The organism is Streptomyces fulvorobeus (assembly GCF_013167895.1).
Lineage (GTDB): Bacteria > Actinomycetota > Actinomycetes > Streptomycetales > Streptomycetaceae > Streptomyces > Streptomyces fulvorobeus.
The window spans coordinates 6077815-6102688 of the sequence record NZ_BLWC01000001.1 but is presented as its reverse complement, the minus strand read 5'-3'; the positions used below and the strand labels follow the sequence as shown (position 1 = coordinate 6102688).

21 protein-coding genes are annotated in these 24874 nt (G+C 71.6%); 13 read left to right on the top strand and 8 right to left on the bottom strand.

From position 1 onward, the window contains the following. The first annotated feature begins 32 nt into the window (after positions 1-32). Positions 33-638 (top strand): hypothetical protein, encoded by a 606-nt coding sequence (locus Sfulv_RS27640; RefSeq protein ID WP_173317159.1) that lies wholly within the window; start codon positions 33-35, stop codon positions 636-638. 696 nt (positions 639-1334) lie between these two features. Next, on the top strand, positions 1335-3740 hold the full coding sequence (locus Sfulv_RS27635; protein WP_173317158.1) for a ricin-type beta-trefoil lectin domain protein: 2406 nt from the start codon (positions 1335-1337) through the stop codon (positions 3738-3740). Between the two features lie 221 nt (positions 3741-3961). On the opposite strand, the gene Sfulv_RS27630 is transcribed toward Sfulv_RS27635, so the two are convergent. After that, positions 3962-5032, bottom strand: a complete 1071-nt coding sequence (locus Sfulv_RS27630) for a glycoside hydrolase family 43 protein (RefSeq protein WP_173317157.1) — start codon at positions 5030-5032, stop codon at positions 3962-3964. 69 nt (positions 5033-5101) lie between these two features. On the opposite strand from Sfulv_RS27630, the gene Sfulv_RS30825 reads away from it, so the two are divergent. Further along, the gene (locus Sfulv_RS30825; protein WP_256669159.1) at positions 5102-5230 is read left to right on the top strand and encodes a hypothetical protein; all 129 of its coding nucleotides are present in this window, start codon (positions 5102-5104) and stop codon (positions 5228-5230) included. Between the two features lie 30 nt (positions 5231-5260). Here the strand turns inward: Sfulv_RS30825 and Sfulv_RS27625 are convergent, their stop codons facing one another. The 4 genes from Sfulv_RS27625 to Sfulv_RS27610 are packed head-to-tail and all read right to left on the bottom strand — an operon-like array spanning position 5261 to position 11367. Beyond that, the gene (locus tag Sfulv_RS27625; protein WP_173317156.1) at positions 5261-6766 is read right to left on the bottom strand and encodes a cryptochrome/photolyase family protein; all 1506 of its coding nucleotides are present in this window, start codon (positions 6764-6766) and stop codon (positions 5261-5263) included. Next, on the bottom strand, positions 6760-8373 hold the full coding sequence (locus tag Sfulv_RS27620; RefSeq protein WP_173317155.1) for a nickel/cobalt transporter: 1614 nt from the start codon (positions 8371-8373) through the stop codon (positions 6760-6762). The genes Sfulv_RS27625 and Sfulv_RS27620 overlap by 7 nt, the downstream gene beginning before the upstream one ends. Beyond that, a complete protein-coding gene (locus tag Sfulv_RS27615) occupies positions 8370-9785 on the bottom strand; it encodes a tetratricopeptide repeat protein (RefSeq protein WP_256669158.1) in 1416 nt (471 codons plus the stop codon). The genes Sfulv_RS27620 and Sfulv_RS27615 overlap by 4 nt, the downstream gene beginning before the upstream one ends. Before the next feature lie 13 nt (positions 9786-9798). Further along, complete coding sequence (locus Sfulv_RS27610; protein ID WP_173317154.1) at positions 9799-11367, bottom strand: DUF4331 domain-containing protein; 1569 nt, start codon at positions 11365-11367, stop codon at positions 9799-9801. An 828-nt stretch (positions 11368-12195) separates the two neighbouring features. Here Sfulv_RS27610 and rox point away from each other — a divergent pair. The 6 genes from rox (at position 12196) to Sfulv_RS27580 (ending at position 20008) form a co-directional block, all read left to right on the top strand. Beyond that, the gene (gene rox / locus Sfulv_RS27605; RefSeq protein WP_173317153.1) at positions 12196-13668 is read left to right on the top strand and encodes a rifampin monooxygenase; all 1473 of its coding nucleotides are present in this window, start codon (positions 12196-12198) and stop codon (positions 13666-13668) included. 127 nt (positions 13669-13795) lie between these two features. Beyond that, positions 13796-14629: a PP2C family protein-serine/threonine phosphatase gene (locus tag Sfulv_RS27600; protein ID WP_173317152.1), complete on the top strand. Its 834-nt coding sequence runs from the start codon at positions 13796-13798 to the stop codon at positions 14627-14629. 62 nt (positions 14630-14691) lie between these two features. Next, the gene (locus tag Sfulv_RS27595) at positions 14692-15687 is read left to right on the top strand and encodes an MASE1 domain-containing protein (RefSeq protein ID WP_173317151.1); all 996 of its coding nucleotides are present in this window, start codon (positions 14692-14694) and stop codon (positions 15685-15687) included. 275 nt (positions 15688-15962) lie between these two features. Next, positions 15963-16166 carry an antitoxin gene (locus Sfulv_RS27590; RefSeq protein ID WP_173317150.1) on the top strand — a complete coding sequence of 68 codons (204 nt, stop codon included), beginning with the start codon at positions 15963-15965 and terminating at the stop codon, positions 16164-16166. Positions 16167-16365: 199 nt separating this feature from the next. Further along, positions 16366-17961 (top strand): sigma-70 family RNA polymerase sigma factor, encoded by a 1596-nt coding sequence (locus Sfulv_RS27585; protein ID WP_173317149.1) that lies wholly within the window; start codon positions 16366-16368, stop codon positions 17959-17961. Positions 17962-18118: 157 nt separating this feature from the next. Beyond that, positions 18119-20008 (top strand): FUSC family protein, encoded by a 1890-nt coding sequence (locus Sfulv_RS27580; RefSeq protein WP_256669157.1) that lies wholly within the window; start codon positions 18119-18121, stop codon positions 20006-20008. A gap of 126 nt (positions 20009-20134) precedes the next feature. Here Sfulv_RS27580 and Sfulv_RS27575 read toward each other — a convergent pair whose 3' ends face one another. Beyond that, on the bottom strand, positions 20135-20476 hold the full coding sequence (locus Sfulv_RS27575; protein ID WP_173318270.1) for a hypothetical protein: 342 nt from the start codon (positions 20474-20476) through the stop codon (positions 20135-20137). A gap of 236 nt (positions 20477-20712) precedes the next feature. After that, the gene (locus tag Sfulv_RS27570; RefSeq protein WP_173317148.1) at positions 20713-21294 is read right to left on the bottom strand and encodes a glycoside hydrolase family 25 protein; all 582 of its coding nucleotides are present in this window, start codon (positions 21292-21294) and stop codon (positions 20713-20715) included. 183 nt (positions 21295-21477) lie between these two features. Here Sfulv_RS27570 and Sfulv_RS27565 point away from each other — a divergent pair, with 183 nt between their 5' ends. Together Sfulv_RS27565 and Sfulv_RS27560 are read left to right on the top strand one after the other, a co-directional pair. Then, entirely contained in the window at positions 21478-22161 is a 684-nt protein-coding gene (locus Sfulv_RS27565; protein WP_256669297.1) for an NADPH-dependent F420 reductase, read from the top strand. A 216-nt stretch (positions 22162-22377) separates the two neighbouring features. After that, on the top strand, positions 22378-22878 hold the full coding sequence (locus Sfulv_RS27560; protein ID WP_173317146.1) for an SRPBCC family protein: 501 nt from the start codon (positions 22378-22380) through the stop codon (positions 22876-22878). Positions 22879-22957: 79 nt separating this feature from the next. Here the strand turns inward: Sfulv_RS27560 and Sfulv_RS27555 are convergent, their stop codons facing one another. Beyond that, positions 22958-23800, bottom strand: coding sequence for a pentapeptide repeat-containing protein (locus Sfulv_RS27555; protein WP_173317145.1), 843 nt, complete (start codon positions 23798-23800; stop codon positions 22958-22960). A gap of 252 nt (positions 23801-24052) precedes the next feature. Here Sfulv_RS27555 and Sfulv_RS27550 point away from each other — a divergent pair, with 252 nt between their 5' ends. Together Sfulv_RS27550 and Sfulv_RS27545 are read left to right on the top strand one after the other, a co-directional pair. Further along, positions 24053-24538, top strand: a complete 486-nt coding sequence (locus Sfulv_RS27550) for a hypothetical protein (protein ID WP_173317144.1) — start codon at positions 24053-24055, stop codon at positions 24536-24538. 97 nt (positions 24539-24635) lie between these two features. After that, positions 24636-24863, top strand: a complete 228-nt coding sequence (locus Sfulv_RS27545) for a hypothetical protein (protein WP_173317143.1) — start codon at positions 24636-24638, stop codon at positions 24861-24863. Positions 24864-24874: the final 11 nt, after the last annotated feature.

Here is a 24874-nt window from a genome sequence, read left to right as displayed (position 1 = left end):
CGTCGATGCCCTACCGGAAAAGGAACACGCTCATGCGCCTCTACGCCCAGACCCCGGCACGTCGGAGCCGCCAGCTCCTCGCGGACCTGATCGCGGCGGCCCTGATCTACGCCGCGGTGAGACTGGCCTTGGCCGTGCGCGACGCGATCATGCTGCTGGCCGATCCCGGCCGCAAGGCGGAAGGCGCCGGCACCAGTCTCTCCAAGGGGCTCGGCGACGCGGGCGACGCCGCGTCGAAGGTCCCGTTCGTCGGGGACCAGTTGCAGAAGCCGCTCAGGTCCGCCGCCGAGGCCGGAAACGGGCTGGCCGACGCGGGCCGTTCGCTCCAGGACGCGGTGAGCCACCTGGCGACGCTGACCACGGTCGCCCTCATCGCCATCCCGGTGGTCTTCGTGCTGCTGCTGTGGCTGCCCCCTCGCCTGCGCTGGATCCGCCGCAGCGGCGTCACCCGGCGGATCACCGAGGGCCCGGGCGGCGCCGATCTCCTCGCGCTGCGCGTCCTCACCGGCCCGCCCCGCGATCTCGCGGCACTGCCCGTGCCACCCGGCGGCTTCGCAGCGGCTTGGCGGCGCGGCGACGAACAGGTCATCGCCGACCTGGCGGCCATCGGCCTGCGGAAGGCGGGGCTGCGCGCCTGACGGACAAGGAGCGGACGGCACGTCCGGTCCTCACCGCGACAGCCGCTCAAGCCGGCCCACGGACAGACCGGGTGCGGGTGTCGGGCGACGGCGGCGGGGCGCTTCGGCGTCGCGTCCCACCGCCGTCACCGGCCCGGTACCGCGGCCGGTTCCGTCGTCACCGTCCTCCACGGCGACGACGGAGTCATGTCCGCGCGGCCCAGTCGGGCGGGCGCTGAACGCGGGCGCGCGCCGTCACACCGGGAACACGGGAGTCCGGCGCGGGAGGAGTGGGACGCGCCGAGCTCTGGTTGTCCCGTACAGGTCAGAAGGTAATGGCCTTTTCACCGGCCAGGAAGCCCTTTGACGCCAGAGATCGCAACTTTCTCCAGTGAAGGGACAAAGCGCCTGGACGTGAGAGCGAACTCCTCGGCAGGGAGCCCCAGGGAGCGGTGACATCGCCCTGGCGCCGAAGCGGACCGGCAGCCGAAGGGGAAACGGAGCCACCGTGAGGAAGCGCGACAGAACTTTGCACACTTCGGTGACAAAGTATGGACGGCTCCATCACAAGTCCCTACCGTGTCCGACGCGACGGTCCGTACTTCACGGTCCCCGTTCGCACTTCTCCGTGTCCGGGACGACGGCGCGCCCCGGCAGCGGTGGATCTCCCGCTTGCCCGAATCGTTCCCCGACTCCGGGGATCGAACTGGAGGTTACGTGTATCCACGGCTGTTCTCCCATCCGCTCGGCAGACGCCTGGCCGGCACCCTCGTCGCGTCGTTACTGACGCTCGGCCTGTCGTCCCCCGCCGTCACGGCCGCCCCGGCCGCTCCGTCCGCCGCCGCGCTCCCGCCGCAGCAACCCGGCGTCACCTTGCGCGTCTTCGACGTCCAGGTGCCGCTGAACGAGCTCTGCACCCTCAAGCCGGGGCAGACACCCAACGTCGACAAACTGATGCCGGTCATCGACTGGTCCACGGACGCCGACTTCGGCCTGGGCTCCAACTTCGTCTCGCAGACCATCGCCAACCTCAACGCCTCCGCTGCCGGGACCTACACCTTCCGGCTCACCAGCGACGACGGCTCCCGGCTGCTCATCGACGACAAACCGGTCATCACCCACGACGGGCTGCACGGCGCGGAGCCCAAGGACGGTACGGCCGACCTCACCGCCGGCCACCACTCCCTGCGCATCGAGCACTTCGAGCGCGCCGGCGGCCAGCAGGTGACGCTGGCGTGGAAGCCACCGGGCGCCTCCGGCTTCACCACCGTGCCGAACTCCGTCCTCAGCACCGACGCCGACGTCGTACGGGTGACCTCACCCGGCCGCAAGGAGTGCGAGGGAGGGGCCGACTCACCCGGCGACGGCCTGCCGCTGACCGGCGTGCACCCCAACTACACCCTGACCAACCTGCGGCCCAGCGGCTTCGAGCCGCAGGTCTCGGCGATGGACTGGCTGCCCGACGGCCGCCTGGCCGTGACCACGTGGGGCGGCAGCAACAACACGACCGGAGAGGTGTACCTGCTGAGCAACGTCACAGGGAGCACCGGCCCGGACAAGGTGACCTACAAGAAGGTGGCGTCCGGCCTCAAGGAGCCGATGGGCGTCAAGTACGTGGACGGCAAGCTGTACGTGTCGCAGAAGCACGAGCTGACGGAGCTCAACGACACCAATGGTGACGAGGTCACCGACCAGTACCGCCGGGTCGCCACCTGGCCCTTCGGCAACAACTTCCACGAGTTCGCCTTCGGTCTGCTGTACAAGGACGGGTTCTTCTACCTGAACCTGTCGGTCTCGATCAACTACGGCGGTGCGACGACGGACCCGCAGCCGGCGGCGAACCGCGGCACCACGATCAAGATCAGCAAGGCGACGGGAGCGGTCAGTTATGTCGCCGGTGGCCTGCGCACACCCAACGGCATCGGATGGGGCCCGGAGGGTGACATGTTCGTCACCGACAACCAGGGCGGGTGGCTGCCCTCGTCGAAGCTGGTCCACATCAAACAGGACCGCTTCTTCAACCACTACACCAACCCGGACGGCCCCTTCGACTCCAGGGCGGTGACCAAGCCCGTTCTGTGGCTGCCGCAGAACGAGATCGCCAACTCCCCCAGTACGCCACTTCAGTTGCAGAGCGGTCCGTTCGCCGGCCAGATGCTCTTCGGTGACGTGACCTACGGAGGCATACAGCGCGGGTTCCTCGAGAAGGTCGGCGGTGAGTACCAGGGCGCGGTGTTCCGCCTCACCCAGGGGCTGGAGGCCGGTGTCACCCGCATCAGCGTCGGCCCGGACGGCGCGATCTACGCGGGCGGACTCGGTGCGGGCGGCAACTGGGGCCAGGAGGGCAAACTCAGCCACGGGCTCCAGAAGTTGACGCCCAACGGGACCGACGCCTTCGACATCCGCGCCATGCGCGCCGTGCCGGGTGGCTTCGCCCTTGAGTACACCCAGCCGGTGTCGACGGAGACGGCGGTGAATCTGGCCGGCCGGTACAAGTTCAAGCAGTGGCGGTACGTGCCGACCGCCGCGTACGGCGGCCCCAAGGTCGACGAGGAGACCCTCACCGCGCAGTCGGCCACCCTCTCCGCCGACCGCAAGACGGTCACCCTGACGGTTCCGGGGCTCAAGGCCGACCGGGTCGTGCACGTGCGCTCGGCCCGCCCGTTCAGTGCGAGCGACGGCAAGCAGCTGTGGAGTACCGAAGCCTGGTACACGATGAACCAGCTGCCGGGCGCCACGTCCCGGACGGGTGAGGTGAAGGGGGTCAACGCCAAGTGCCTGGACGTGGACCACGGCGTAACCACCGACGGCACGAAGATCCAGCTGTGGACCTGCAACGGCAGCGCCCCTCAGCAGTGGACGGTTCCCGGTGACGGAACCCTGCGCGCGCTGGGCAAGTGCCTGGACGTGGACAACGCCGGAACCGCCGACGGCACGAAGGTCCAGCTGTGGACGTGCAACGGCACCGCCGCCCAGACCTGGCAGCCCCAGGCAGACGGCACGCTGCGCAATCCGCTGTCCGGCAAGTGCCTCGACGCGTCCGGAGGAGTCTGGAACGACGGTACGGCGGCCCACTTGTGGAGCTGCCATACCGGCTCCAACCAGAAGTGGGTGCTCCCGTGATGCCGACCCGCAGGGAGTGACGCGGGATGCGTGAGGGGCCGGGGGCCGGGACGATCCCGGCCCCCGGCCCCGGGTACCTGGGCGCCGGGCGCCGGGCGCCGCTCCTCGGTGAGCCGGCCGGGCGCGGGGGCCGCGGCTCCGGCTCCCGTTGCGGCGATCTACGCGCACGATCACGGCCTGCTGTGACTACTCAGGCGCGCGGGTTCGCGGAGCCCTCCCGTTCACTCGAAGAACTTGATGCTCCATCCGGTGTCGGTGTTCGGCCCGGGCACGTTGGCCCGGCTGTAGGTGGTGTTGCCCCACCAGGCGAACGTGCCGGTGTACCAGTACCGGTTCTCCCACGCGTACGGCGTTCCCTTCGGGACCGCGTGGAACATCAGGGGGAACCTCGGGCCGGCGGGCGGGCTGGTGTTGATGTCACCGTCGAGCAGGACGAAACTGTGGTGTCCCGGGCCGTTGACGTACAGCGTCGGGTCCCAGCCGGCCATCATCGTCGCGCGGTTCGACCCGAACAGGCAGCCGTTCGACTTGTACCAGTCCCACACGTGGGTCGGGTCGCCACCGGCCCGCAGGCGCAGGTCGGCCAGGCAGTACTGCTCGCTCCAGCTCCCGTTGGCCGAGTACACGATGTGCAGCTGGCCGTTCGGGTCCCTGATCGGCTCGGGCGCCTCGTTGATGAACGGGTTGCCGACCACCCGCTCCCAGCTCTCCCTGGGCTGCGAGATGACGTAGCGTGCGCCGGTCGTCGTGGTCGGGCCGCTCATCCGGGCGATGTAGAGGTTCTGCTCGACGTTGGTGTCACCGGCCCAGCCCGACCAGACGAACCAGCGCTGGCCGTTGAAGGTGAACGGGGCGCCGTCGATCGCCCACTTGTCGTCGGGCAGAGCCATTCTCGTCTCGCCGCCGTATCCGCCGGCCGCGTCGGAGGAGCTGATCACGTACATCCGGTGGGCCGCTCCACGGCCTGCGGCGAAGTAGATGTGGTAGCGGCCTCCGTCCCTCACGATCTCCGGGGCCCAGACCTCCCCCAGATTGCGGGTGTCCGACCAGACCTGCCGTGCGGGAGCCGAAGCCAGTGCGGCCGTCGATGAAGCCTGGCGCACGGCGATGCCCCCACCGGCCACCTGCACCGATACGTAGGTGCCCCCGACCCGGATAACGCTGGGATCGGCGGCCCGGAGAGCGGTCTGGCCCGCCTGGGCGGGATCGGCCCCCGACAGCGAGAGCACTGCGACTGCGACGCCGGACAGCACGAAAGCGGCGGCACCCAGAAGTCGGCGTGGAGTCTTCATGGTTCCCTCCCTCACGGGTTTTTACATCGATGGAAGAATGCCGTCCAAGAATCGTGAATGGTTATGGGCATGTCAAGAGAGGGGCTCGACGCAGGTGGCCGTGTGGGGAAGGCCGGGCAGCCGGCCGTCTCCGCACCGAGGTGGCGCCAGGACCACCCGGTGAAGGTCATCGCCCCGATGGCCCTCACCGCGACCTGAGGGCGCCTGCCTCCCGCCGCCCCCTCGGTGTCACCTCCGGCGCTCCTGCTCCAGCAGCTCGTCGAGGTCGGCGAGCCGGTCCAGCCCTCGCACCGCCTGACTCATCCGCCCGTTGCGTTCGAAGCGGTCACGGTGGCGGTGCAGCAGATTCCAGTACCCCGCGGTGAAGGGGCAGGCATCCTCACCGACGCGTACGGACGGCTTGAACCGGCACGGGCCGCAGAAGTCGCTCATCCGGTCGATGTACGCGCCGGCGGACGTGTAAGGCTTGGTGGTCATGCGCCCGCCGTCCGCGTACTGCGACATGCCCACCACGTTCGGGACCATGACCCAGTCGTAGCCGTCGACGAAGCTGCGGTGGAACCAGTCGGTGACGGCATGGGGGTCCCAGCCGCGTTGCAGGGCGAAACTGCCCAGGATCATCAGGCGGGGGATGTGGTGCGTCCAGCCTGTCGTCCTGACCTGCCGCAGGACGTGGGCGAGGCAGTTCGCGTCGGTCGCGTCCGGGGACAGCTCCGTGAACCACTCGGGCAGCGGCTCGTGGTGGCGCAGGGCGTTGCTCGCGCGGTACTCCGTGCCGAAGTACCAGTAGACGTGCCAGACGTACTCGCGCCAGCCGGCGATCTGCCGCACGAATCCCTCCGCGCTGTTGAGCGGCACGTCACCCGCCCGCCACGCCGCCTCCGCCCGTTCGGCGCACTCCGCAGGGTCCAGCAGGCCGAGGTTGAGCGACGAGGAGAGCAGGCTGTGGCTCATCGTCGGGTCCCCTGTGAGCACCGCGTCCTCGTAGGCTCCGAACGTGGCGAGCCGGTGCCCGACGAAGCGCCGGAGCGCGGCGAGTGCTTCGCGGCGCGTGGCGGGGAACGTGCGCGGTGCGTCCTCACCGACGAACTCGACGTCCCCGTCACGCGCCCAGCGGTCGAGGTCGTTCCGCACCTCGGCGTCGATGTCGTCCTCCTTGGCGCGATACGGCGCCGGCACCGCCAGCTCGGTGGCGCCGCGCGGCGGGGGCCGCCGGTTCTCGTGATCCAGATTCCATCGGCCGCCTGCGGGACGGTCCCCCTCCATCAGCAGGTCGTGCGTCTGGCGCACCCACCGGTAGAAGTCCTCGTGCCGCAGGTGCCCCGTGCCGTGCCCGTCCGCCCAGAGCTTGAACTCGTCGTGGGTCACGAGGAAACCGCGAGCCGGCAGGACACGTACGGAGGGCAGCGCGCTGACGAAGGCGCGGGCCGCGTGTGACGTGGGATGGTGCACGGTCACCGGCGCCTCCCCGACCGCCTCGCGCAGACCCTGGCGATAGGTGTCCGCCTTGACGTACCGCACGCGGTCGCCTAGTTCGGCGGCTCGGTGGCGCATCGCCGAGAGGACCAGGTGGGCCTTGGCACGGTGAAACGTGCGCCGGCGGAAGACGCTCCTGGCCTCGATCATCAGCAACGGCGCGTCCCGGCGCGGGCCGCCCCGTGCCGGATCGACGAAGTGCGGGCCGAGCTGGTCGCCGAACAGCCAGTGGACGGTGCCGGACGTGTCGGTCACCACGGGCCCAGTGCCGCGCGGGTGGTGAGTCCGATCCCTACGACGAGGACGAGGGCGGCGGTGGCGACGGGTCCGTAACGGGCCAGGCGCCTCACCCCCGTCCAGCGGTCGGCCGCGGCGGTGCGCATACCGGCTTCGACGCGGTCACGCAGGCGTACGAGCAGCAGCCCGGCGAGGGTGAGCGTGCCGGCCATTCCCAGACCGTACGCGACGACGAGGAGGACCCCGAAGACGGTGCGCCCCAGTGCGACGGCGCCGAGGAGGACGACGAGTGCGGAGGGGCTCGGCACGAGCCCGCCGGCGATGCCCATCCCGACCAGGCCGCCACGGTTGGTCCGGGCAGGCGAGGGGGTTGGCTCAGGGGGGTGAGGGTGAGCCGCGTGCTGTCTGGTCAGCAGTGCGACGGCGGCGGGTTCCTGCTCGTGGTGTGGGTGGCGGCTGCCGGGGAGGACCGGCGGTGACGCGTCGGCGCCTGTGTGGGGGTGTTCGTGCGGGTGGTGGCGGCCGTGGGCGAAGCCGTGATGGTGGTGGTGGCCGTGCCCGTGGTGGTGACCTGTCTTCCGGTCGAGCAGGCTGCCGCGCAGGAGCCACAGGCCGATCGAGGTGACCAGCAGGCCGCTGGCGATGCCGAGCCAGGTCAGGACCGTCTCGCCGGCCAGGTGCGTGGCCAGGGGCAGGGCGAGGCCGAGGATCAGTACCCCGGCGGTGTGGGTGACGGTGACCGTGGCCCCGACGGTGAGGGCGTCCCTGGGTGTGCCGCGGCGGCCGGCCAGATAGGCCGCCATGAGTGTCTTGCCGTGTCCCGGCAGGACGGCGTGGGACGCGCCCAGCACGATGGCGAGGGCGAGGGCGAGCAGGCCGACCGGGACGGTCAGTTCGCGCGTACCGACGAGCGAGGTGAAGGACGTGGAGATCCTGTCGGCGACGCCCGCGAGAGGGCCGGTGCCGCCGAGGCTGTCGCTGATCGACGTGGTGGCGCTGCCGTGGCCGGGCCCGGTGCTCACAGTCGCCGTCCGCCGGTCGGGCGGAGCGGCGAGCGGGTCCTCGGGATAGCGGCGCAGCTCGTCGGTCGGTGAATCGGCCGGCACGTCGGACGCGGTGAGCTGCACGCCGTCGCCGCGGGCAGTGATCTCCTGCCATCCGACGCGTCGTGTGTCGTAGGAGGTACGCAGCTCGACGGCGGCGGTGGAGCGGAGGCCGGCCGTGGCCGTCAGCGAGCACTCCAGGCGGCTGGTCTCCAGTCCGGCCTCGCCGGGATGGTGGCTCAGCGCGCTGCGGACCGGTGTCCACCGCAGGGGGCTGCCCCCTGCGGTCGCGTGCACCTGGCGGGCCAGCTTCGCGCAGTTGGCGGTGGCGTAGGCCGTGGACTCCTGTGGGGCGAGGCTGCCGTCGCGGTCGCGGTCGATGTCCGCGAACTCCTGGACGGCGGCGATCTCCGCCCGGTCCACGACCACCAGGGCGTCGACGCGGTCCGGTCGCAGGGTCAGCCCGGTGTGATGGTTGACGGTGAAGTTGCCAAGGGGGTGGGCGAGGGCTGCGGGCGCCGCGGCGCCGGTGAGGACGAAGGCGGTCACCGGGCCTGCCACGGCCCGCAGAAGAGTGCGGATCATGCGGTGTCGTCGATTCTGCTGAGGGCGCTGTCTGCGGCGGGAGCGTGCAGGGGATGAAAGCGCGGGTCGATGGAGAGCGCCCGGCGAAGGTCCTGCTGGGCCGGGGCGGTCCGGCGGAGCGCGTGGTGGATCATTCCGCGGTGGTAGTGGAACAGGGCGCTGCGTGTGCCGAGTGCCAGGGCCTGATCGGCCTGTCCGAGCGCTTCGGTGTTCCTTCCGGCGCGGTGCAGGGCCCATGCGTAGGCGTCGTGGACGGCGATGAAGGGCCGGGCAGCGAGGGTCGTGCGAGCCATGGTGACGGCCTTGCGGGGGTCGCCGTGGTCGGCTTCGAACAGGATGGCGTCGACGTCGGCGGGACCCCCGTTCGCCTCGCGGATCGTTTCCTGGGCGCGCAGGACCGCGTACTGCGCTTCGGCCTGCTCCGGTCGGCGCAGTGACTGGTGCAACTCGCCGAGGCCGAGCAGGTAGTGGGGCAGAGGGGCGATCGCGAGAGCGGCGGTGTAGTCGCTGACGGCCTGCCGGTGGTGCCCGAGGGCGGTGTGGGCGCGTGCGCGTACCTCCAGAAGCGCGCTGTCCTGCGGAGCCTCGCGCAGCCCGGCCCCGGCTTCGCGCAGCGCGGTGCGGTGCTCTCCGCTCTCCAGGGCGAGGAGCGCCAGATGCGTCCGGGCGAAGGACCTGTCCGTGGGGGTTGCCGCTGCCTTGAGGGACCTGGACATCAGTTCGCGGGCCCGGCGGCGGTCTCCGCGCAGCTCCCAGGTGTAGGAGGCCCTGGCGTAGGAGGCGCTGTCGGGTCGCAGGTCGACCATGCGCTGTACGGCGCGGTACGACTCGTCGTACCGCCCCAGTTGGGTATGGGCGTCGGCGAGCACGCCGTGGGCCGAGGCGCTGAAGGGATTGGCCGCCGTGGCCTTCTCGGCCCAGTCGAGCGCGCGGGGGAAGTCGTGGCGTGCCGCCGCGAGGGCACCCATCGCGGTCTCCGCCTGGTGGTTGCCCGCCGGCTGGAGTTCCAGGGACCTGCTCAGGGCGTCTTCGGCTCGGTCGTAGGTGGCCGGATCGGCGGTCGCGCGGGCCCGCTGCACGTAGGCCATGCCCAGCGACGCCCACGCCGGGGCGTCACCGGGCAGACGCCGGACCCGCTCGCGCAGCGCTTCGACGGCGTCGGTCCTGTCCACCGTGCCCGATGCCCCGCTCGGCGTCGTGGCTCCGGTGGCCGAGGGGGCGTCCGGGGAGAGTCCGACCGCTCCGACGGTGAACAGGATCGCCCCGAGACCGAGGGCGACCACCGCGCTGCGCAGGTACCCGCGCTGACGAGGCGGTTCGGGTGGGGCGGTGTTCTGGCCGGGCACGGGTCCTCCGGTCGTGCGGGGGCGGACGGGCGCGGTCCTGGTGGGCGCGGCCGTCGCCGTGCCCACCAGGACCCCTGGGTCAGGAGGTGGCGCGGCGGCGCCAGACGCGGTAGCCGCCGACACCGAGCAGCAGCGCGCCCGCCGCACCGAAGGCGGATGCCTGGGCGGGCTTCAGCGAGGACTGCTGTACGCCGCCGCCGGAGCGGTTGACGTTCTTGGTGTGCGGAAGGGCCAGGTAGGGGAACGACGTGCCGAACCGGACCTCGTTGGCGTTGACCTTGTCACCCTCGGCCAGGGCCGGGACGAGCTTGCCGGTCCGGGCGGCTCCTTCGACGGCCTGGAGGGAGATGTCGATGACGTCGTCGGCCAGGCGGCGGCCGTTGGGGAATCCGGCCAGGTCACCGGCGAGTACGCCGAGGCGCTTGGGCTTGCCGGTGGGCGGCACGGCCATGTTGAGGCGCAGTTCCTCGGCCGGGACGATCTGCCGCCGGTCGGCGTCCTTGTTGAGGCTGTGCGCGTTGAGGTCCGCCTTGATCGGGCCGCACGCCTTGCAGATGCCGGTGAGGTAGATCTCGGCGAGGTCGTCACGCGGGGTGGCCGGCGCCGGAATGCCGTAGACCTTCTGGATGAGCTTGGGCAGGATCGGGTCGTAGACCTTGTCCACCACCGGCTGCACGGTGCGGTCCTGGTCGGGTGAGATGGAGTTGAACGCGTCCTTGAACTGGAGCGGTACGACGACCTCGTTGACGAGGGGGTTGCCGAGCCGCGAGACCTGCCGGTAGCCGTCCTGCGTCTTCGTCCTGGTCTGCGACCGGCCGCTGTGCACGTCCGCGCCGCGGCGCTCGGTGGTGGACCAGATACCGATGACGGGGTTGCGGCTGGTGTTGCCCCGGAGCGCGAGGTGCTTCTTGGGGATCTGCAGGGCGACCGTGTTGACGTTGTAGCCGGCCAGGGTGTCCTGGCCGCGCTTGCTCAGGTCGCCGCCGTACAGGAGGTCGAAGACGCGCAGGTCGGCGAAGAACGGGTCCTCGGTCTGGCCGGCGAACGCCTTGCCGCCTCCCGGCACGCCGAGCACGGCCTGGGAGCGCAGCTTGCCGTACTTGGGCATCGACGCCTGGCCTGTGCGCGACGGCGCGACGGGCGCGTCCCGCAGCAGCGTGCGGGTGCGGCCGTGGGTGTCGGTGACCGTGAGGTCGTAGACCTGGCGGAAGTTCAGGTCCGGGTCGTTCAGGGAGGTGACCTGTCCGGTGTTGTAGAGGAACTGGTTGGCGGCGTCGCGGACCTGGTTGCGGAACTTCCACGCGTAGGTGAGGTCGGCCCGCCCGTCCCCGGTGTTGTCGATCTTGACGGTGTAGCGGGCGTCGTCCGCGAAGGGGTAGAAGTTGGGACCGCCGTTGGGCTCTTCGAAGGGGATCCAGTTCGCGACCAGGGTCACCGTGTCGCTGCGATCGGGGCTGGTGAACGCGTACACGTCGGTGTTGTCCGCCCGCGGGTCCCCCGCGATCAGCGGAGCCTCCCGGTGGCTGGAGGCCATGCTGGTGCTCGGTGCGAGGGTGAGCACCGCGAGACCGGTGGCCAGGGCGCCGGTCCCCAGGACGAGGAGCGACTGATCGACGATGCGCTTGCCGGGCCTCTTGGAACGGGACATCTACAGCTGGTCCTTTCGGCTGCGGACCCTCAGCCCCGGCCCGTGGCACGCGGCTCGAGGAGGGGTCCAACGTGGGGGAAGGTGATCCGGCGACCTGACGGACGTGCCGTCCGAACGGGGCCGGGCCCTGACGTATCGTCAGCTGCCCTCACCGATCGCGCACATCACCACGCATGGGATGCGTGAGCCGAAGAAAACCATGAGCACCGCCTCACCATCACGCACACCGCCGTCACCGTTCGTGGCGCCTGGAGAGCGTGGAACACAAACGTGCAGGTGGCGCCAGTGGAGCACCCCGGTCAGGAGGCGCGAGAACAACACGCGACACGAACCGCATGCACTACGCCATCCGGGCAAATCTCTCTTAATGCACATTACGTGCAACAAGAGCGCCGCTGCGCTTCCCACCCGACGCACACCCGAACGAGGCTGCCACCCTGGGCCGACCGGCCCAACGAGTCCCACGGCGCGGAACCACTCAGCGCCCGGCCGCCCTCGCCACCCGGCCGACCGGGTCGTTCCGGTTCGGTCCTGAGGTCCTGTCAGCCAACCTGGCGCAGTCGCGCCGCGGAGGCGTCGATCACGGCCACCCGGCTCGCGGCCCTGCGCTCGGCCACCCACCCGGGGCCGGCCGCGGCGGGAAACGACGAAGGCAAGGAGTACGCACTCCTTGCCCTCCTCAAGGTATAGCCCACCGGGGGGCTTGCGGCAAGGCCCCGGTCACCGCGCAGAATGACCGCTCAAGGCCAGGACCTGCGGAAATGGCGGACGCACACCGTAGGTGTGCCGTCGCCCGCGTATCCGGCTCCCCGATGAGAGGGCTCACTGATGATCGACGTGATCGTGGTCGGCGGCGGACCGACCGGCTTGATGCTGGCAGGCGAGCTGCGGCTGCACGGAGTGCACGTGGTCGTGCTGGAGAAGCTCGCCGAACCGACCGAGCAGTCCCGTGGGCAGGGACTGCACGCGCGCAGCGTCGAGATCATGGACCAGCGCGGCCTGCTCGACAGGTTCCTCGCGGTCAGCGAGAAGTTCCAGGTCGGCGGCATGTTCGGCGGCATCATGAAGCCGTGGCCCGACCGGTTGGACACGGCTCACCCGTACGGGGTCGCCACCCCGCAGCCGGTCACGGAGCGGCTGCTCGACGAGCGTGCCATCGAACTCGGCGCCGAGATCCGGCGCGGCCGCGAACTGGCCGGACTCAGCCAGGACGAACACGGCGTCACGGCCGAGCTGGTGGACGGCGCCCGACTGCGCTCGCGCTACCTCGTCGGCTGCGACGGCGGGCGCAGCGTGGTGCGCAAGCTGCTCGGTGTCGGCTTCCCCGGCGAACCCGCCAGGGTCGAGACCCTCCTCGGGGACTTGGAGATCACCGCGGACCCGGCCACGGTCGCCGCCGTCGTCGCGGAAGTGCGCAAAACCCAACTCCGTTTCGGCGTAGCCCCGTTGGAGGACGGCAGGCACCGCATCGTCGTGCCGGCCGACGGCGTCGCCGAGGACCGTGCGACCGCGCCGACCCTGGAGGAGTTCAGACGGCAGCTGCGGGCCTGGGCGGGCACCGACTTCGGCGCGCACTCGCCGCGCTGGCTGTCCCGGTTCGGCGACGCCACCCGGCAGGCCGAGCGCTACCGGGTCGGCCGCGTGCTGCTGGCCGGTGACGCGGCGCACATCCACCCTCCGACCGGCGGGCAGGGACTCAACCTCGGGGTCCAGGACGCGTTCAACCTCGGCTGGAAGCTCGCCGCCGAGGTCCACGGATGGGCGCCGAAGGGACTGCTCGACAGTTACCACGCCGAACGTCACCCGGTGGGCGCCCGCGTGCTGGACAACACACGGGCACAGATCACCCTGCTCGGCACCGATCCGGGTGCCACCGCGCTGCGGGAGCTGTTCGCGAAGCTGATGGACTTCGAGGAGGTGAACCGGTATGTGACCGGGATGATCACCGCGGTCGAGGTCCGCTACGACGTGGGCGAGGGCCACGACCTGCTCGGCCGGCGGATGCGGGACGTACGGGTGGGGCGCGGGCGCCTCTACGAGCTGATGCACAGCGGGCGCGGCCTGCTCCTCGACCGGACGGGCCGGCTCTCGGTGGCGGGCTGGGCGGACCGGGTCGACCACGTCGTGGACGTCAGCGAGGAGGTGGACGCACCTGCGGTACTGCTGCGCCCGGACGGCCACGTGGTGTGGGCCGGTGAGGACCAGCAGGAGCTGCTCACCCCGCTGACCAGCTGGTTCGGCGCCGCGACAGCGGAGCCGGCCACCGACGTCGAGCGCGGTCCAGCCGTACCCGTCACCTGAGTCATGGCCCACGGGCCGGGCGCGCACCGCCCACCCGCCCGGTCGAACGTCCGCTCGGCACGGGCTGGGGTCGCACGAGCGCCCGCACCGAAATAGGATTCAGGCACTTACGCACAGCGGAGCGGCCATGAACCGGCGTCGGAACCCCCGCTCAGCGAGCGCCGAGGAGCTGCTCACCACGCTCCACCACCTGACGGCGCGTGCCCGGCAGGAAGTGGAGCTGCACCGAGCCCGGGTGGAGCTGGCACAGGCACTTCAGCGCGGGATGCTTCCTGCCTCGCTGCCCACCCTTCCCGGCCTCCAGACCGCCGCCCGGTACACCCCGGCGCACCACGGGCTGGACATCGGCGGCGACTGGTACGACGGGTTCGTCCTGCCGGACGGCTCGCTCGGTTTCGCCATCGGTGACGTCCAGGGCCACGATGTGGAGGCCGCCGCCTTCATGGGGCAGATCCGCATCGGCATGCGCGCCATCGCCGGCACGGAGCCCGATCCGGGCGAGGTCATGGGCCGCACGAACGACCTGCTCGTGTCGGTGGGGTCGACGCTCTTCGCCACCTGTACGTTCTTCCGCCTCGACCCCTCGACCTGGGAACTCCACAGCGCGCGGGCCGGTCATGTGGCGTGTGTGTGGGCCACCGAGGACGGGCGGACCGGCATCACCACCGACGAGGGTGGCATGCCCCTCGGTATCGCGGCGCACGAACGGTATCCGGTGACCCGGCACGCGCTCGACGCGGCAGGCGCTTTCGTCCTGCTCACCGATGGCGTGGTCGAGGGCCCGTCCTTGCGGATCGAGGAGGGGCTGGACCGGGTGCGCGGCATCGTCAGCGCCCATGTGGGGGCCTCGGCCGAAGAACTCGCGGACGAGATCCTGGCGGCGGCGGCGCTCACCGGCCACGAGGACGACGCCGCCGTCCTCGTCCTGCGGCACGAGGCCGCGCTCCGATCGCGGAAGTGACGCGGGGGCCGGCGAAGCGTGTCACGGCCGTACGGAGTGGCCGCCGGTGTCTGATGAGATCCGTGATCCGTAGCAAGGAAACGAGACGCCGGGCCGTTGCCGTTCTGCAGACGCTCGGCGTCGCCGCCGCCTACTACGCGTCCGCGCAGCTCGGCCTCCTCCAGGAGATGGCGGTGCACGGCTCCGTCGTCACTCCGCTCTGGCCGCCCACAGGCATCGCGCTGGGGGCGCTGCTCTGTCTCGGTATCAGGATCTGGCCCGCCATCGCACTCGGCGCCCTGCTCACCATCGTGGAGATGAGCGGATCGCTCTCCCTGTACGGGGCGGGGATCGCCGCGGGCAACACCCTGGCGCCCCTGTTCTCCTTCCTTGCACTGCGCAGGATCGGCTTCCGTGTCGAGCTGGACCGTCTGCGGGACGGTGTCGCGCTCGTCTTCCTGGGCGCGCTGCTGGGGATGCTCATCAGCGCGACCGTGGGCGCGGGGGCACTCATGCTCAGTGACAAACTTCCGCTGAGCCGGTTCTGGCTGGTGTGGTCGGCCTGGTGGGTGGGGGACGCGATGGGCGTTCTCGTGGTCACACCGGTCCTGCTCGTCCTGCGCAGGGCGCGGCCGACCCGGCCGACCGGCCGGTGGGCGGAAGCGGTGTTGCTGGCGGTCATCGCGGTGACGGCGACGGCGGTGGCGACCCGGGGCCCGTTCTCCATGATCTACCTGGTGTTCCCGGTCATCATCTGGGCCGCGCTCCGTTTCCAGCTGCCCGGGAGCGCCCCGTGCGCGTTGCTTGTCTCCGTGTTCGCGGTCGTCGGCGGACGGGACGGCGCGGGTCCCTTCGAGGATCACAGCGTGCTGGAGGTCATGGTGAACCTCGCCATCCTCAACGGCTGTGTGGCGCTCACGGCGCTGCTTCTGGCCGCGATCGTCACCGAGCACCAGAACATCCGGCGTGAGACGGAGCTGGCCTGCGAGGAGCTCGCCGCTCTGGTGGAGCAGCTGGCGCCCCTCCCCCCGGTCCCCCGGCCGGGCACCGGCACCGGACCGCGCGACGAGGTCGGGTGACCTCGTCGCGTACGGGAAGGGCCGGCCCGTTCAGTACGGGAGCGGGCGGCCTGACGGCGTGCGCAGGTCGAGCGGCGGCGGTCCTGTGGGCGGCGCGGGACGACGAACGATCTGGATGCGGCCCATGGCCACCACCCCCTCCTGGTTAACCGGTATGTGCCCACGGTGGCGTCCTTCACACTTCCTGCCGGGCTCGTCGAGTCGGTCCGGATGCGGACGCCACGGGGCGGGGTGACTCTGGAGGGGTACAGGTGCCGACTCCAGGAGGATCATCCATGTCCGCTATGGACAAGATCAAGAAGATGCTCAAGGGCCATGAGGACCAGACCTCGAAGGGCGTCGACAAGGCCGGCGACATGATCGACGACCGTACGCAGGGCAAGTACCGGGGCCAGGTCGACACCGCTCAGGACAAGCTCAGGCAGCAGTTCGGCACCGACCGCGACCAGGGCACTCCCCCGCCCCCGCCGGGGATGTGACGCGCCCCGTCCCGGGCGGCCGAGGAGGCTCCCCGGGACGGGCTCCGCCCGTCACCACGCCGGATTCCGGCGGGCTCCGCGCCCGCCGGAATCCGGCGTGGTGTGGGTCCGCGGCGGAATTCTTGTTATCTTCCCCGCCCCACGGCATCTCCCTGGTGTGGGACGCGACGAAACAGGACTCCGGAAGAGTGAGCACAGCATGGGCGAGGCACACGAGACGGCGTTGATCAGGGCCGCGCAGGCCGGCGACGAGCAGGCACAGGACCGGCTCGTCACCGCGTATCTGCCGCTGATCTACAACATCGTCGGCCGCGCGCTCAACGGGCACGCCGACGTCGACGACGTCGTCCAGGAGAGCGTGCTGCGGGTGCTCCGCGCGCTGCCCTCACTGCGTACGCCCGACAGCTTCCGCTCCTGGCTCGTGGCGATCACCATGAACGAGATACGAGGGCACTGGCGGGAGCGCCGGCCCGAGCACATACCAACGGTCGGTCTGGACGACGCCCATGACGTGGCCGACCCCGCCGCGGACTTCGTCGGTCTGACCATCATCCGGCTCGGGCTCTCCGGCCAGCGCCGGGAGGTGGCCGAGGCCACCCGATGGCTCGACGAGGGCGACGGCGCTCTGCTGTCGCTGTGGTGGCTGGAGACGGCCGGGCAGCTGTCCAGGTCCGAGGTGGCGCTCGCGCTCGAACTGTCCCCCGAGCACACGGCGGTGCGGGTCCAGCGGATGAAGGCCCAGCTGGAGACGGCCAGGCTGGTGGTCCGGGCGCTGGCGGCCGAGCCGCGCTGCGTCCTGCTGGAGTCGCTGGCCGCCGGGTGGGACGGGGTTCCCTCCCCTCTCTGGCGCAAGCGGATGGCCGGCCATGCCCGTGACTGCTCGGTGTGCGCTGGGCACCGGGTCGGTCTCGTACCGGCGGAAGGGCTGCTGGTGGGAGTGGCGCTGGTGCCCATGGCGGTGTCCGCCGGCGGCACGGCACCCGATCCGGTACTCGCCGCCGACGCGACGCAGGCCGGCCGGCCGGGCCGCGCGGAGCGCAGACGCAGCATGGTCCGGCGGCGACGGCGCGGCACGGTCCTGGCCGCACTGGCCGCCGTCGCCGTCCTGGGCGCGGGTGGTGGAGCGGTGCACCTGTACGCGGACGAGGAGAGCCGGGTGGAGGAGGCCGAGGACGAGAAGCCCGCGACGGCCGCCGCACGCGCAGCCCTGCCCAGCGCCTCGACACCCGCCCGCCCGTCACCGTCCGCCTCGCCCTCCTCCTCCACCTCGGCCTCACCTTCGCCATCGCCGTCGCCCAGCGCGTCCAGAACGCCGAGCGCCTCCCCCACGCCCGCGCCCGCGCCGAGCACGCGCAAGCCGTCCCCGCCGTCCCCCCGCCCCGCGCCGCCCGGCACCGTGCGGCCCGCCCCGTCCGGCGTGCCCGAACAGGTCACCGCTCTCGTCAACTCGGAGCGTGCGAAAGAGGGATGCGGAGCGGTACGGAGCAACCAGCGGCTCGCGACGGCCGCCGCAGGGCACTCCGCCGACATGGCGGCCCGCGACTACTTCTCGCACACCGCCCCGGACGGTTCGGACCCGGGCGACCGCATCACCGCGGCCGGGTACCGCTGGAGCACGTACGGAGAGAACATCGCGAAGGGCCAGCGCACCGCGGCGGACGTGATGGACTCCTGGATGAAGAGCCCGGGGCACCGCGCGAACATACTGAACTGCTCGTTCGAGGAGATCGGTGTGGGCGTGCGGGACACCTCCGCGGGCCCCGTGTGGACGCAGAAGTTCGGCGCCGCGATGTGACGGTCCCTGGGGCTCAACCACGGCGAGCCGGGGTGGTCGACACCTTGTGGAAATCGACGGGAAGCATTGCCTCCATGTCGGGCCCCTAGGCTGACGGCAGCGTCCAGGCCGAAGGCGTCCGCGCGCGTTCCCGTGTCCCGCGCACCTCAGGAGTCCGGTGTTCCCGCCCGCCTTCCTCACCCCGTCCTCCCCTCTCCCGCCGTGGCTCGGCCATGTACTGCGGACACAGCGCGGTCCCGTCCGGTGGAGCGCCGTTCTGCGTGGGGCGCTGGCCGCTGCTCCTCTGCTCGGGCTTGTGCTCGCCGGGCATCCGACCGCCGGAGTCCCCGTCGCGCTGGGGGCGATGTTCGCGGGCATCAACGACAGGCCGGGAGGCAGACGGGCCTCGGTCGCACGGATGGGGATTCCGGCCCTGGCGGGCGCCGCCGGCCTGCTGCTGGGGACCGCGACGGCGGTGGCCGCCGGGAACGAACCGTCCCTGTTCCTGCTGCCGCTCGTCTTCGGACTCCTCGGGCTGGTGGCGGGAGCGGTCAGTTCGGCCGGTCCGGTCGCTTCCGCCTGTGGCACGCAGGTGATGGTGGCGGCCGTGATCGGCGCCGGCATGCCCCTGCCGGAACCCGGGTGGCTGCGTGCCCTGCTGTTCCTCGCCGGGGCGGGCTGGCTCGCCTCGCTCCGACTGGCGCTGCCCTCGTCCGGTAGGCCGGGAAGCGGCCCCTACCTGTTCGACGGTGAATGTGAAGCGGTGGCAGCCGTCTACACGGCCGTGGCGGAACTGCTCGTCGCGGCCGGCGGACCCCGGGCCCTCGCGTGCCGTGCCGCGCTGACCGCCGCCCTCGACCACGCCCAGGACGCGCTGTCCGGCCCCCGGCTGCGGCGGTACGCGAGTTCCGCACCCGAACGCCGCCTGCACGCGCAGTACGCGGCCGCCCTGCCGCTGGCCGAGGCGGCGACCGCTCTGGCCTGGGCGGGAGATCCGCTGCCCGCCCGCACAGCGGAAGGACCCCGCCGTCTCGCCGCGGCGGTGCGCACCGGCGGACCGTCCGGCCCTCTTCCCGCCCCCGCCCGGGGTGACGCAGGGCTGCGCGCCCTGGACGAAGCCCTCCTGCGGGCAGCCTCGGCCTTCGACCGGCCCTCCGGGCAGCGGCCGCGCACGCGGCGCCGTGGCGCGTGCGTCTCCCTGGCGCGGAAGGCGTTCGGCGCGGCGGGCCGTGAGTACGGCATCCGGGTCGCACTGTGCTGCGCGGTGAGTACGGCGGTGGCGCAGAGCCTGCGCCACGACCACTGGTACTGGCTGCCCGCCACCACCGTGTTCCTTGTGAAGCCCGATCTCGGCCCGCTGGTCTCCCGGGTGCTGTGCAGGGCCGCGGGGACCGCGGTGGGTGCCGTCGTGTTCGCGGTACTCGTGGTGCCGATCTCCGGTCAGCTGGCGCTGGTCGGCCTGGTCGCCGTGTGCGGCGCACTGATCCCCGTGGCCACCCGGCACTTCGCGGCGCAGACGGCGGTGGTCACCGTGCTCGTACTCTCCCTGGTCCTGCTGGCCGGGGAGCCGCAGGCGGCCCGCGAACGGTTGGTGGAGTCGCTCCTGGCGTGCGCGACCGTTCTCCTGGTCGGCCATCTCCCCCTGCCGGGGCAGCGCGGCCACACCGTCCGCGCCGCCCTCGATACGGCGGTGAGCGCGGCACACCGCTACCTCGGGCACGTCCTCGACTCCCCCGAGGACCACACCGGGCGTGGCGCGCTGCGTCGGGACGCGTACCGGTCGCTGGCGGCGGCGCGCACCGCCATCGATCTGTCGGCCGCCGAACTCCCGACGGTGGCCCGGCGTACGGCGGGGTCGCGGGAGGTCGCGGGTGCGCTGGAACGCCTCGTCGACACGACGACGGCCTGCGCGGTTCACCTCGGCCACAGGAGCGCCCGACTGCCCGCCGCCCATGCGGAGGCGCTCGCCGAGCACGTGTCGGCGCTGGCGGCGAGCGTGCTCGACGTGGGTCCCGACGAGCGTGGCCGGCGCGCCTACGCGGATCGGCGGAGCGTCCCTTCTGCCTGATACGCCAGTGAACAGGCGGCTCACTCACCCCGCGTCGGCGCTCCCTGCCACGGACGGAGCCCGGGCACGGGCGGCTGTCCGTGCGCTCCTCAGGTGACCGGGCCGGTGGTCAGCGGGTGCCGGTGGTCAGCGGATGAGGAGGGCCAGTGCGGCGCAGGTTCCGCCTGCCGCGCCGAGAGACAGGACGACGGCGGCGACGCAGCGGATCCTGAGCGAGCGGTAGCGAGCGGCGTACTCGCCGCGGAGTTCGGCGGCACGCTCGGAGACGCGGACGAGTGACTCCCGGCACGCGGCGACCCGGTCAGCCGTGTAGACCCGTTCGACCTCTTCGCGCTGAGCGCGGGTCAGCCAGGGCAGCTCGTCGGTGAAACGACCGGCTCGTCTGCGGGCGTCCTCCACCTCGGCGTTCCACAACAGGTAGCCCTCCAGCTGGGCCAGGCCCCGGGCGCTGTCCTTGTCGAACTCCACGGCTTCCCCTTCTCGTCGAGCCGTCCCTCGGTATCGGCGGACCGGTGCGAGGACGCTGTGTCGGCGGGGCGGAACGGGGTCGCTCCGGCGTACGCCGGGGGTCGCGGCACCGGCGACCAGGATGGCGCTCCGGCCGCCCGCACCGGGGGACATCCGCCCCGGCAGCTCGACGGTGTCGGCGAAGGGCACTCCTTCGGCCGACAACGCCCGGCCGTGCCGGACAACGCCGGGCGGCGTCACCTCATCGGGGCAGGGCGCGGTGCTTCCTGTCCACCGGCCCACTCGCGCATGGCCTGCCGCGAGGGGAAGTCCGCGACGTCCTTGTCCAGCGGGTGGTCGGTGTACTGGTGGATGCGCCACGCCGCCTCGATACGGGGCTTGCCCGCCGTGCCGTAGTCGGCGATCCACAGTCCGTCGCCCGCGTTCGAGGTCGTGTCATGGTTGAGCCAGAAGTGGCGGTTGCAGTACAGCAGGACACGACGACCGGGCCGCAGTCGCTTCAGCGCCCGGATGAAGCGGTCCTTGTCCGCGCAGTCGGCGCGGGTGCCTTCACCGGTCTGCTCCCAGTCGACGGCCAGCACGTCGCCGGCTTGCTCGGGAGACTTGCGCACGAAGTATTCCGCCTGCTCGTCGGCGTCTCCCGGCCAGAGGAAGTGGTAGAAGCCGACCACGCAGTCGGCGTCCCGCGCCTGCTCGGTCTGACTCGCCAGGCGTGGATTGACGTAGGAGCGGCCTTCGGTGGCTTTGATGAAGACGAAGTCGAGACCGTCCGTTTCGAAGGACGTCTGGTACGCGCTGACGTCGACGCCGTGCAGCATGGGGCGCCACCTCCAAGTGGGGGTAAGAGGTTCCGGTTCTTGCTCGCTACGTGCCCGGGCCGTCGTCCTCCCATCCACCGTGGGTGAGAAGAACCGATCCGCCGGCCTCGGAATAGCGTCCGGCTGCGCGCCGTTGGTCACCCAACGAGACTGATCGCACCACGTACCCCTTCATCGGAACGCATCGGAACGCATCGAAAGGTCGGAGCCATGAAGATCGGCATCATCGGAGCGGGCAACATCGGCGGCAATCTGACCCGTCGACTCACGGCTCTCGGGCACGACGTCTCCGTGGCGAACTCGCGCGGCCCCGAGACCCTCACAGGGCTGGCCGAGGAGACAGGAGCCCGCCCCGTCACCGTCGGCGAGGCCGCGCGGGACGCCGAGGTCGTCGTCGTGACCGTGCCGCTCAAGGCCGTCCCGGCGCTGCCGGAGGACATCCTCGACGGAGCCGCGCCCGGTGCGGTGGTCATCGACACCGGCAACTACTACCCGCAGCGCGACGGCCGGATCGACGCTATCGAGAACGGGCTGCCGGAGAGCCGCTGGACCGAACAGCAGATCGGCCACCCCGTCGTCAAGGCGTTCAACGGGACGTACGCGCAGGACATCCTCGACCGGGGCCGCCCGCAGGGCACTCCCGGCCGTCAGGCACTCCCCGTCGCGGGTGACGACCCGGCCGCCAAGCGGACCGTGCGGGAGCTCATCGACGAACTGGGCTTCGACACCGTGGACGCGGGCGGCCTTGACGAGTCGTGGCGCCAGCAGCCGGGCACACCGGTGTACGGCAACCAGGGTGATGTGGACGCCGTCGTCAAGGCCCTCGCCGAGGCGTCCGGGGAGCGAACCGCCGAGTGGCGGGCCTGAGCTCTTGGGGACCGCCCTCGCGGCGGGCGGTCCCCTCGTACGCCTGTGGGCCGCCGTCCCTGAAGGCCGCCGACCGGTCCGGCACCCGCCGCCGCGACGCGGAGCGCAGGCCCCGTCGCTACCGCTGAGTAGGGTGTGCCTTCCGGGGCGTCGGCCCCACGGCCCTGACCGGCTCCCGGAAGGTGTCCACGACGGGCCGTGAGAAGGAGCCGCCGTATGCCCCGCACCATGACCGTCTCGGACAGCATCGTGGTCGACCGCACCCCGTCGGCGGTGTACGAGCAGCTCAGCGACCCCACGGCGATGGGGCGGTGGAGCCCGGAGAACACGGGGGCGACCGTCGCCGGAGGGCCCCGCGCCGCGTACGTCGGCATGGTCTTCGAAGGGCGCAACAAGCGCGGTGCGCTGCGCTGGACCACGAGGTGCACGGTGACGGCCGCCGAGCCCGGGAAGCGTTTCGCGTTCCGGGTGCACGCCATCGGGGCACGGCGCCCTCGGCTGCCCGGGGCGATAGCCACCTGGGAGTACCGCCTGGAGCCGGTGGACGGCGCCACGCGCGTCACCGAGACGTGGACCGACGACCGGCGCGCGTGGCCGGACCTCCTCGCCAACGCCTTCGACCGGATCGCGACCCGGGGGCACACCTTCGCCGCGTTTCAGGCCCGCAACATCCGGAGCACGCTGGAGCGGCTGAAGACGGAGCTGGAGGCCGGCTGAGAGGCGGAGCGGGCGCGTCCCGCCCTCTTCCGGATGTCGGGTGCCGTCTGCCGGTAAGGGGCGGCCGCCCGCACCCGGCTCATGGACCCCAGTGCGAGGGGCGGGTCAGGGAAGGCGGCAGCCTGGTGGCCGCGTCTCCCCTGGCCGCGTTGAGCTGGGCCTGGGTGAGGAAGAGACTGCCGGTGAGGTCCGCGCCCGCCAGTTCGGCGTCACGGAAGTCGGCGCCGATGAGATCGGCCACCCGCAGGTCCGCCCCGGTGAGGTCGGCCGCGATGAGATAGGCGCCCCGGAGGTTCGCCCCGTGCAGGTCGGCCCCCCTGAGCCGTGCTCCGATGAGGTCGGCTCCACGATGGTCGCGCTTCCTGCGGCGGGGAACGGCGGCGCGGACGAGCTGACTGGTCCGCAGGAGCAGGGCAGCCACCGCGTCACGGTGCGCGGACACGTCCAGCTCGGCCAGGGTGCCGGCCGGCCGGTCCGTCAGGTGTTCGGTGGCATCGCGGGCCTGACCGAGGTCCGCGTGGAGAGGCGCCGCCGCGGGCAGCGCGAGCGCTTCGGTGAGATACCAGAGCAGTTCGTGGAGCTGTCGCATGACGGGGAACACCTGGAACATCTGCTGGGCGGTACCTGGCTCCCGCCGCCAGTCGCGGCCCCCGTACGTCTCCTGCGAGACCTTCTGACCGGCACCGAAGCAGTCGTACACCGTGCAGCCGGAGAACCCCTCGGACCTCAGCCGGGTGTGGATGCCGCAACGGAAGTCGTCCCGCAGATTGTGGCAGGGCTTCCCGGCCTCCTTGCTGATCGCGAAGTCCGCCGAAGCGGTGAGCGTCAGAGCGACGCAGCACAGCCCGAAGCAGTTCGCGCAGTCGGCGCGCAGAGCTGGGCGCTCGCCGGCGGGGACGGCAGCCGGAACGTGGTCGGGCACAGTGTGTGGCTTCCTCTGGTGGGATGTGCTGAAAGGGTGAGCTTAACGAAGCGTCACCCGTATGTGTCGCCACATGATCATCAACTTGACGGACCGGCCGCCGTACCGTCCCTCTCCGCCCTGCCACCGAGGCGAACGGATCACGATGGCCGGCATGTCTCCCGAGGCGGTCGCGCTCCTGGAGGCCCGCGACATGTCAGTGGGACGGAGCACACTTGTGCTCACGCAGGTCACCGCGGAACGGGGGCACGGATGAGCACGGATGACGGGACGGGGTTCGAGCCCGCGACCGGGGACGGTCCGCCGCCCCCCGAAACGGCGGAGCGGCGTGCCGGGTCGCTCAGAACCGCGTACGAGGGAATGCTGCAGATCCGGCGGCTGACCAACACGGAGCATGCCGACCCGGAAGCGGTGCCCGCCCCCTGGGAGGTCCACCGCACGGTCCGGGCCGTGGCGCTGGCTCTGGAGGCCGCCGGAATACCGCCGTCCGCCCTCGACGCGTCCGGTGCGCGGGTCGCTCTCGGCTATCGCGTGAGCCCGGCCGGGTCCCCCGGTTCCGTCCGGGTGGAGTGGCTGGGCCCTTCCGGGAGCGGGGCCGCCCAGGACGAGGAGGAGGCGCTGCCGCGTTGTGCCGAAGTGCTCCGGCGGCTCGGCTGGACGGCCCTGCTGTACCGGGGGCCGCGCCGCCGGCGCTTCCTGGAGGTCGAGGCTCCGGCGGGCCCTTCGGGCGGGGGCTGATCCCGAGCGGGCTCGCCCCGCCGTGCCGCCTGGGGCGTGTTGTCAGACCGGTGGGGAATCCTTGACGGTCCGACACCTCTGACCGGGAGATGCTGAGATGCGAAACGACGAGCTGGCGGCGGCGCAGGCGTATGTCCGTCTACTGGAGGCGACCCGGGCCGCGCTCGCCGACCCGGATGACGCCCCGCTGTACATCCCGCTGCTCGCTTCGCCGATCGCGGAGGCTGATGAGGCGCTGCGCGGAGCGGGACTGTCGGGCAACGAGGAGCGGCTGTTCTCTCTCGTACGGGCACTGCGGCCGACGCTGACTGACTCAGCTCGCTGACGAGCCGTCGG

What these genes read in the sequence shown, in the direction of transcription:
- Sfulv_RS27600 (WP_173317152.1), top strand. Translation starts at nt 13,796, where the DNA reads ATGAACCGGCGTCGGAACCCCCGCTCAGCGAGCGCCGAGGAGCTGCTC.
- Sfulv_RS27585 (WP_173317149.1), top strand. Translation starts at nt 16,366, where the DNA reads ATGGGCGAGGCACACGAGACGGCGTTGATCAGGGCCGCGCAGGCCGGC.
- Sfulv_RS27590 (WP_173317150.1), top strand. Translation starts at nt 15,963, where the DNA reads ATGTCCGCTATGGACAAGATCAAGAAGATGCTCAAGGGCCATGAGGAC.
- Sfulv_RS27630 (WP_173317157.1), bottom strand. Translation starts at nt 5,032, where the DNA reads ATGAAGACTCCACGCCGACTTCTGGGTGCCGCCGCTTTCGTGCTGTCC.
- Sfulv_RS27620 (WP_173317155.1), bottom strand. Translation starts at nt 8,373, where the DNA reads ATGATCCGCACTCTTCTGCGGGCCGTGGCAGGCCCGGTGACCGCCTTC.
- Sfulv_RS27545 (WP_173317143.1), top strand. Translation starts at nt 24,636, where the DNA reads ATGCGAAACGACGAGCTGGCGGCGGCGCAGGCGTATGTCCGTCTACTG.
- Sfulv_RS27560 (WP_173317146.1), top strand. Translation starts at nt 22,378, where the DNA reads ATGCCCCGCACCATGACCGTCTCGGACAGCATCGTGGTCGACCGCACC.
- Sfulv_RS27550 (WP_173317144.1), top strand. Translation starts at nt 24,053, where the DNA reads ATGAGCACGGATGACGGGACGGGGTTCGAGCCCGCGACCGGGGACGGT.
- Sfulv_RS30825 (WP_256669159.1), top strand. Translation starts at nt 5,102, where the DNA reads ATGTCAAGAGAGGGGCTCGACGCAGGTGGCCGTGTGGGGAAGGCCGGG.
- Sfulv_RS27570 (WP_173317148.1), bottom strand. Translation starts at nt 21,294, where the DNA reads ATGCTGCACGGCGTCGACGTCAGCGCGTACCAGACGTCCTTCGAAACG.
- rox (WP_173317153.1), top strand. Translation starts at nt 12,196, where the DNA reads ATGATCGACGTGATCGTGGTCGGCGGCGGACCGACCGGCTTGATGCTG.
- Sfulv_RS27610 (WP_173317154.1), bottom strand. Translation starts at nt 11,367, where the DNA reads ATGTCCCGTTCCAAGAGGCCCGGCAAGCGCATCGTCGATCAGTCGCTC.
- Sfulv_RS27640 (WP_173317159.1), top strand. Translation starts at nt 33, where the DNA reads ATGCGCCTCTACGCCCAGACCCCGGCACGTCGGAGCCGCCAGCTCCTC.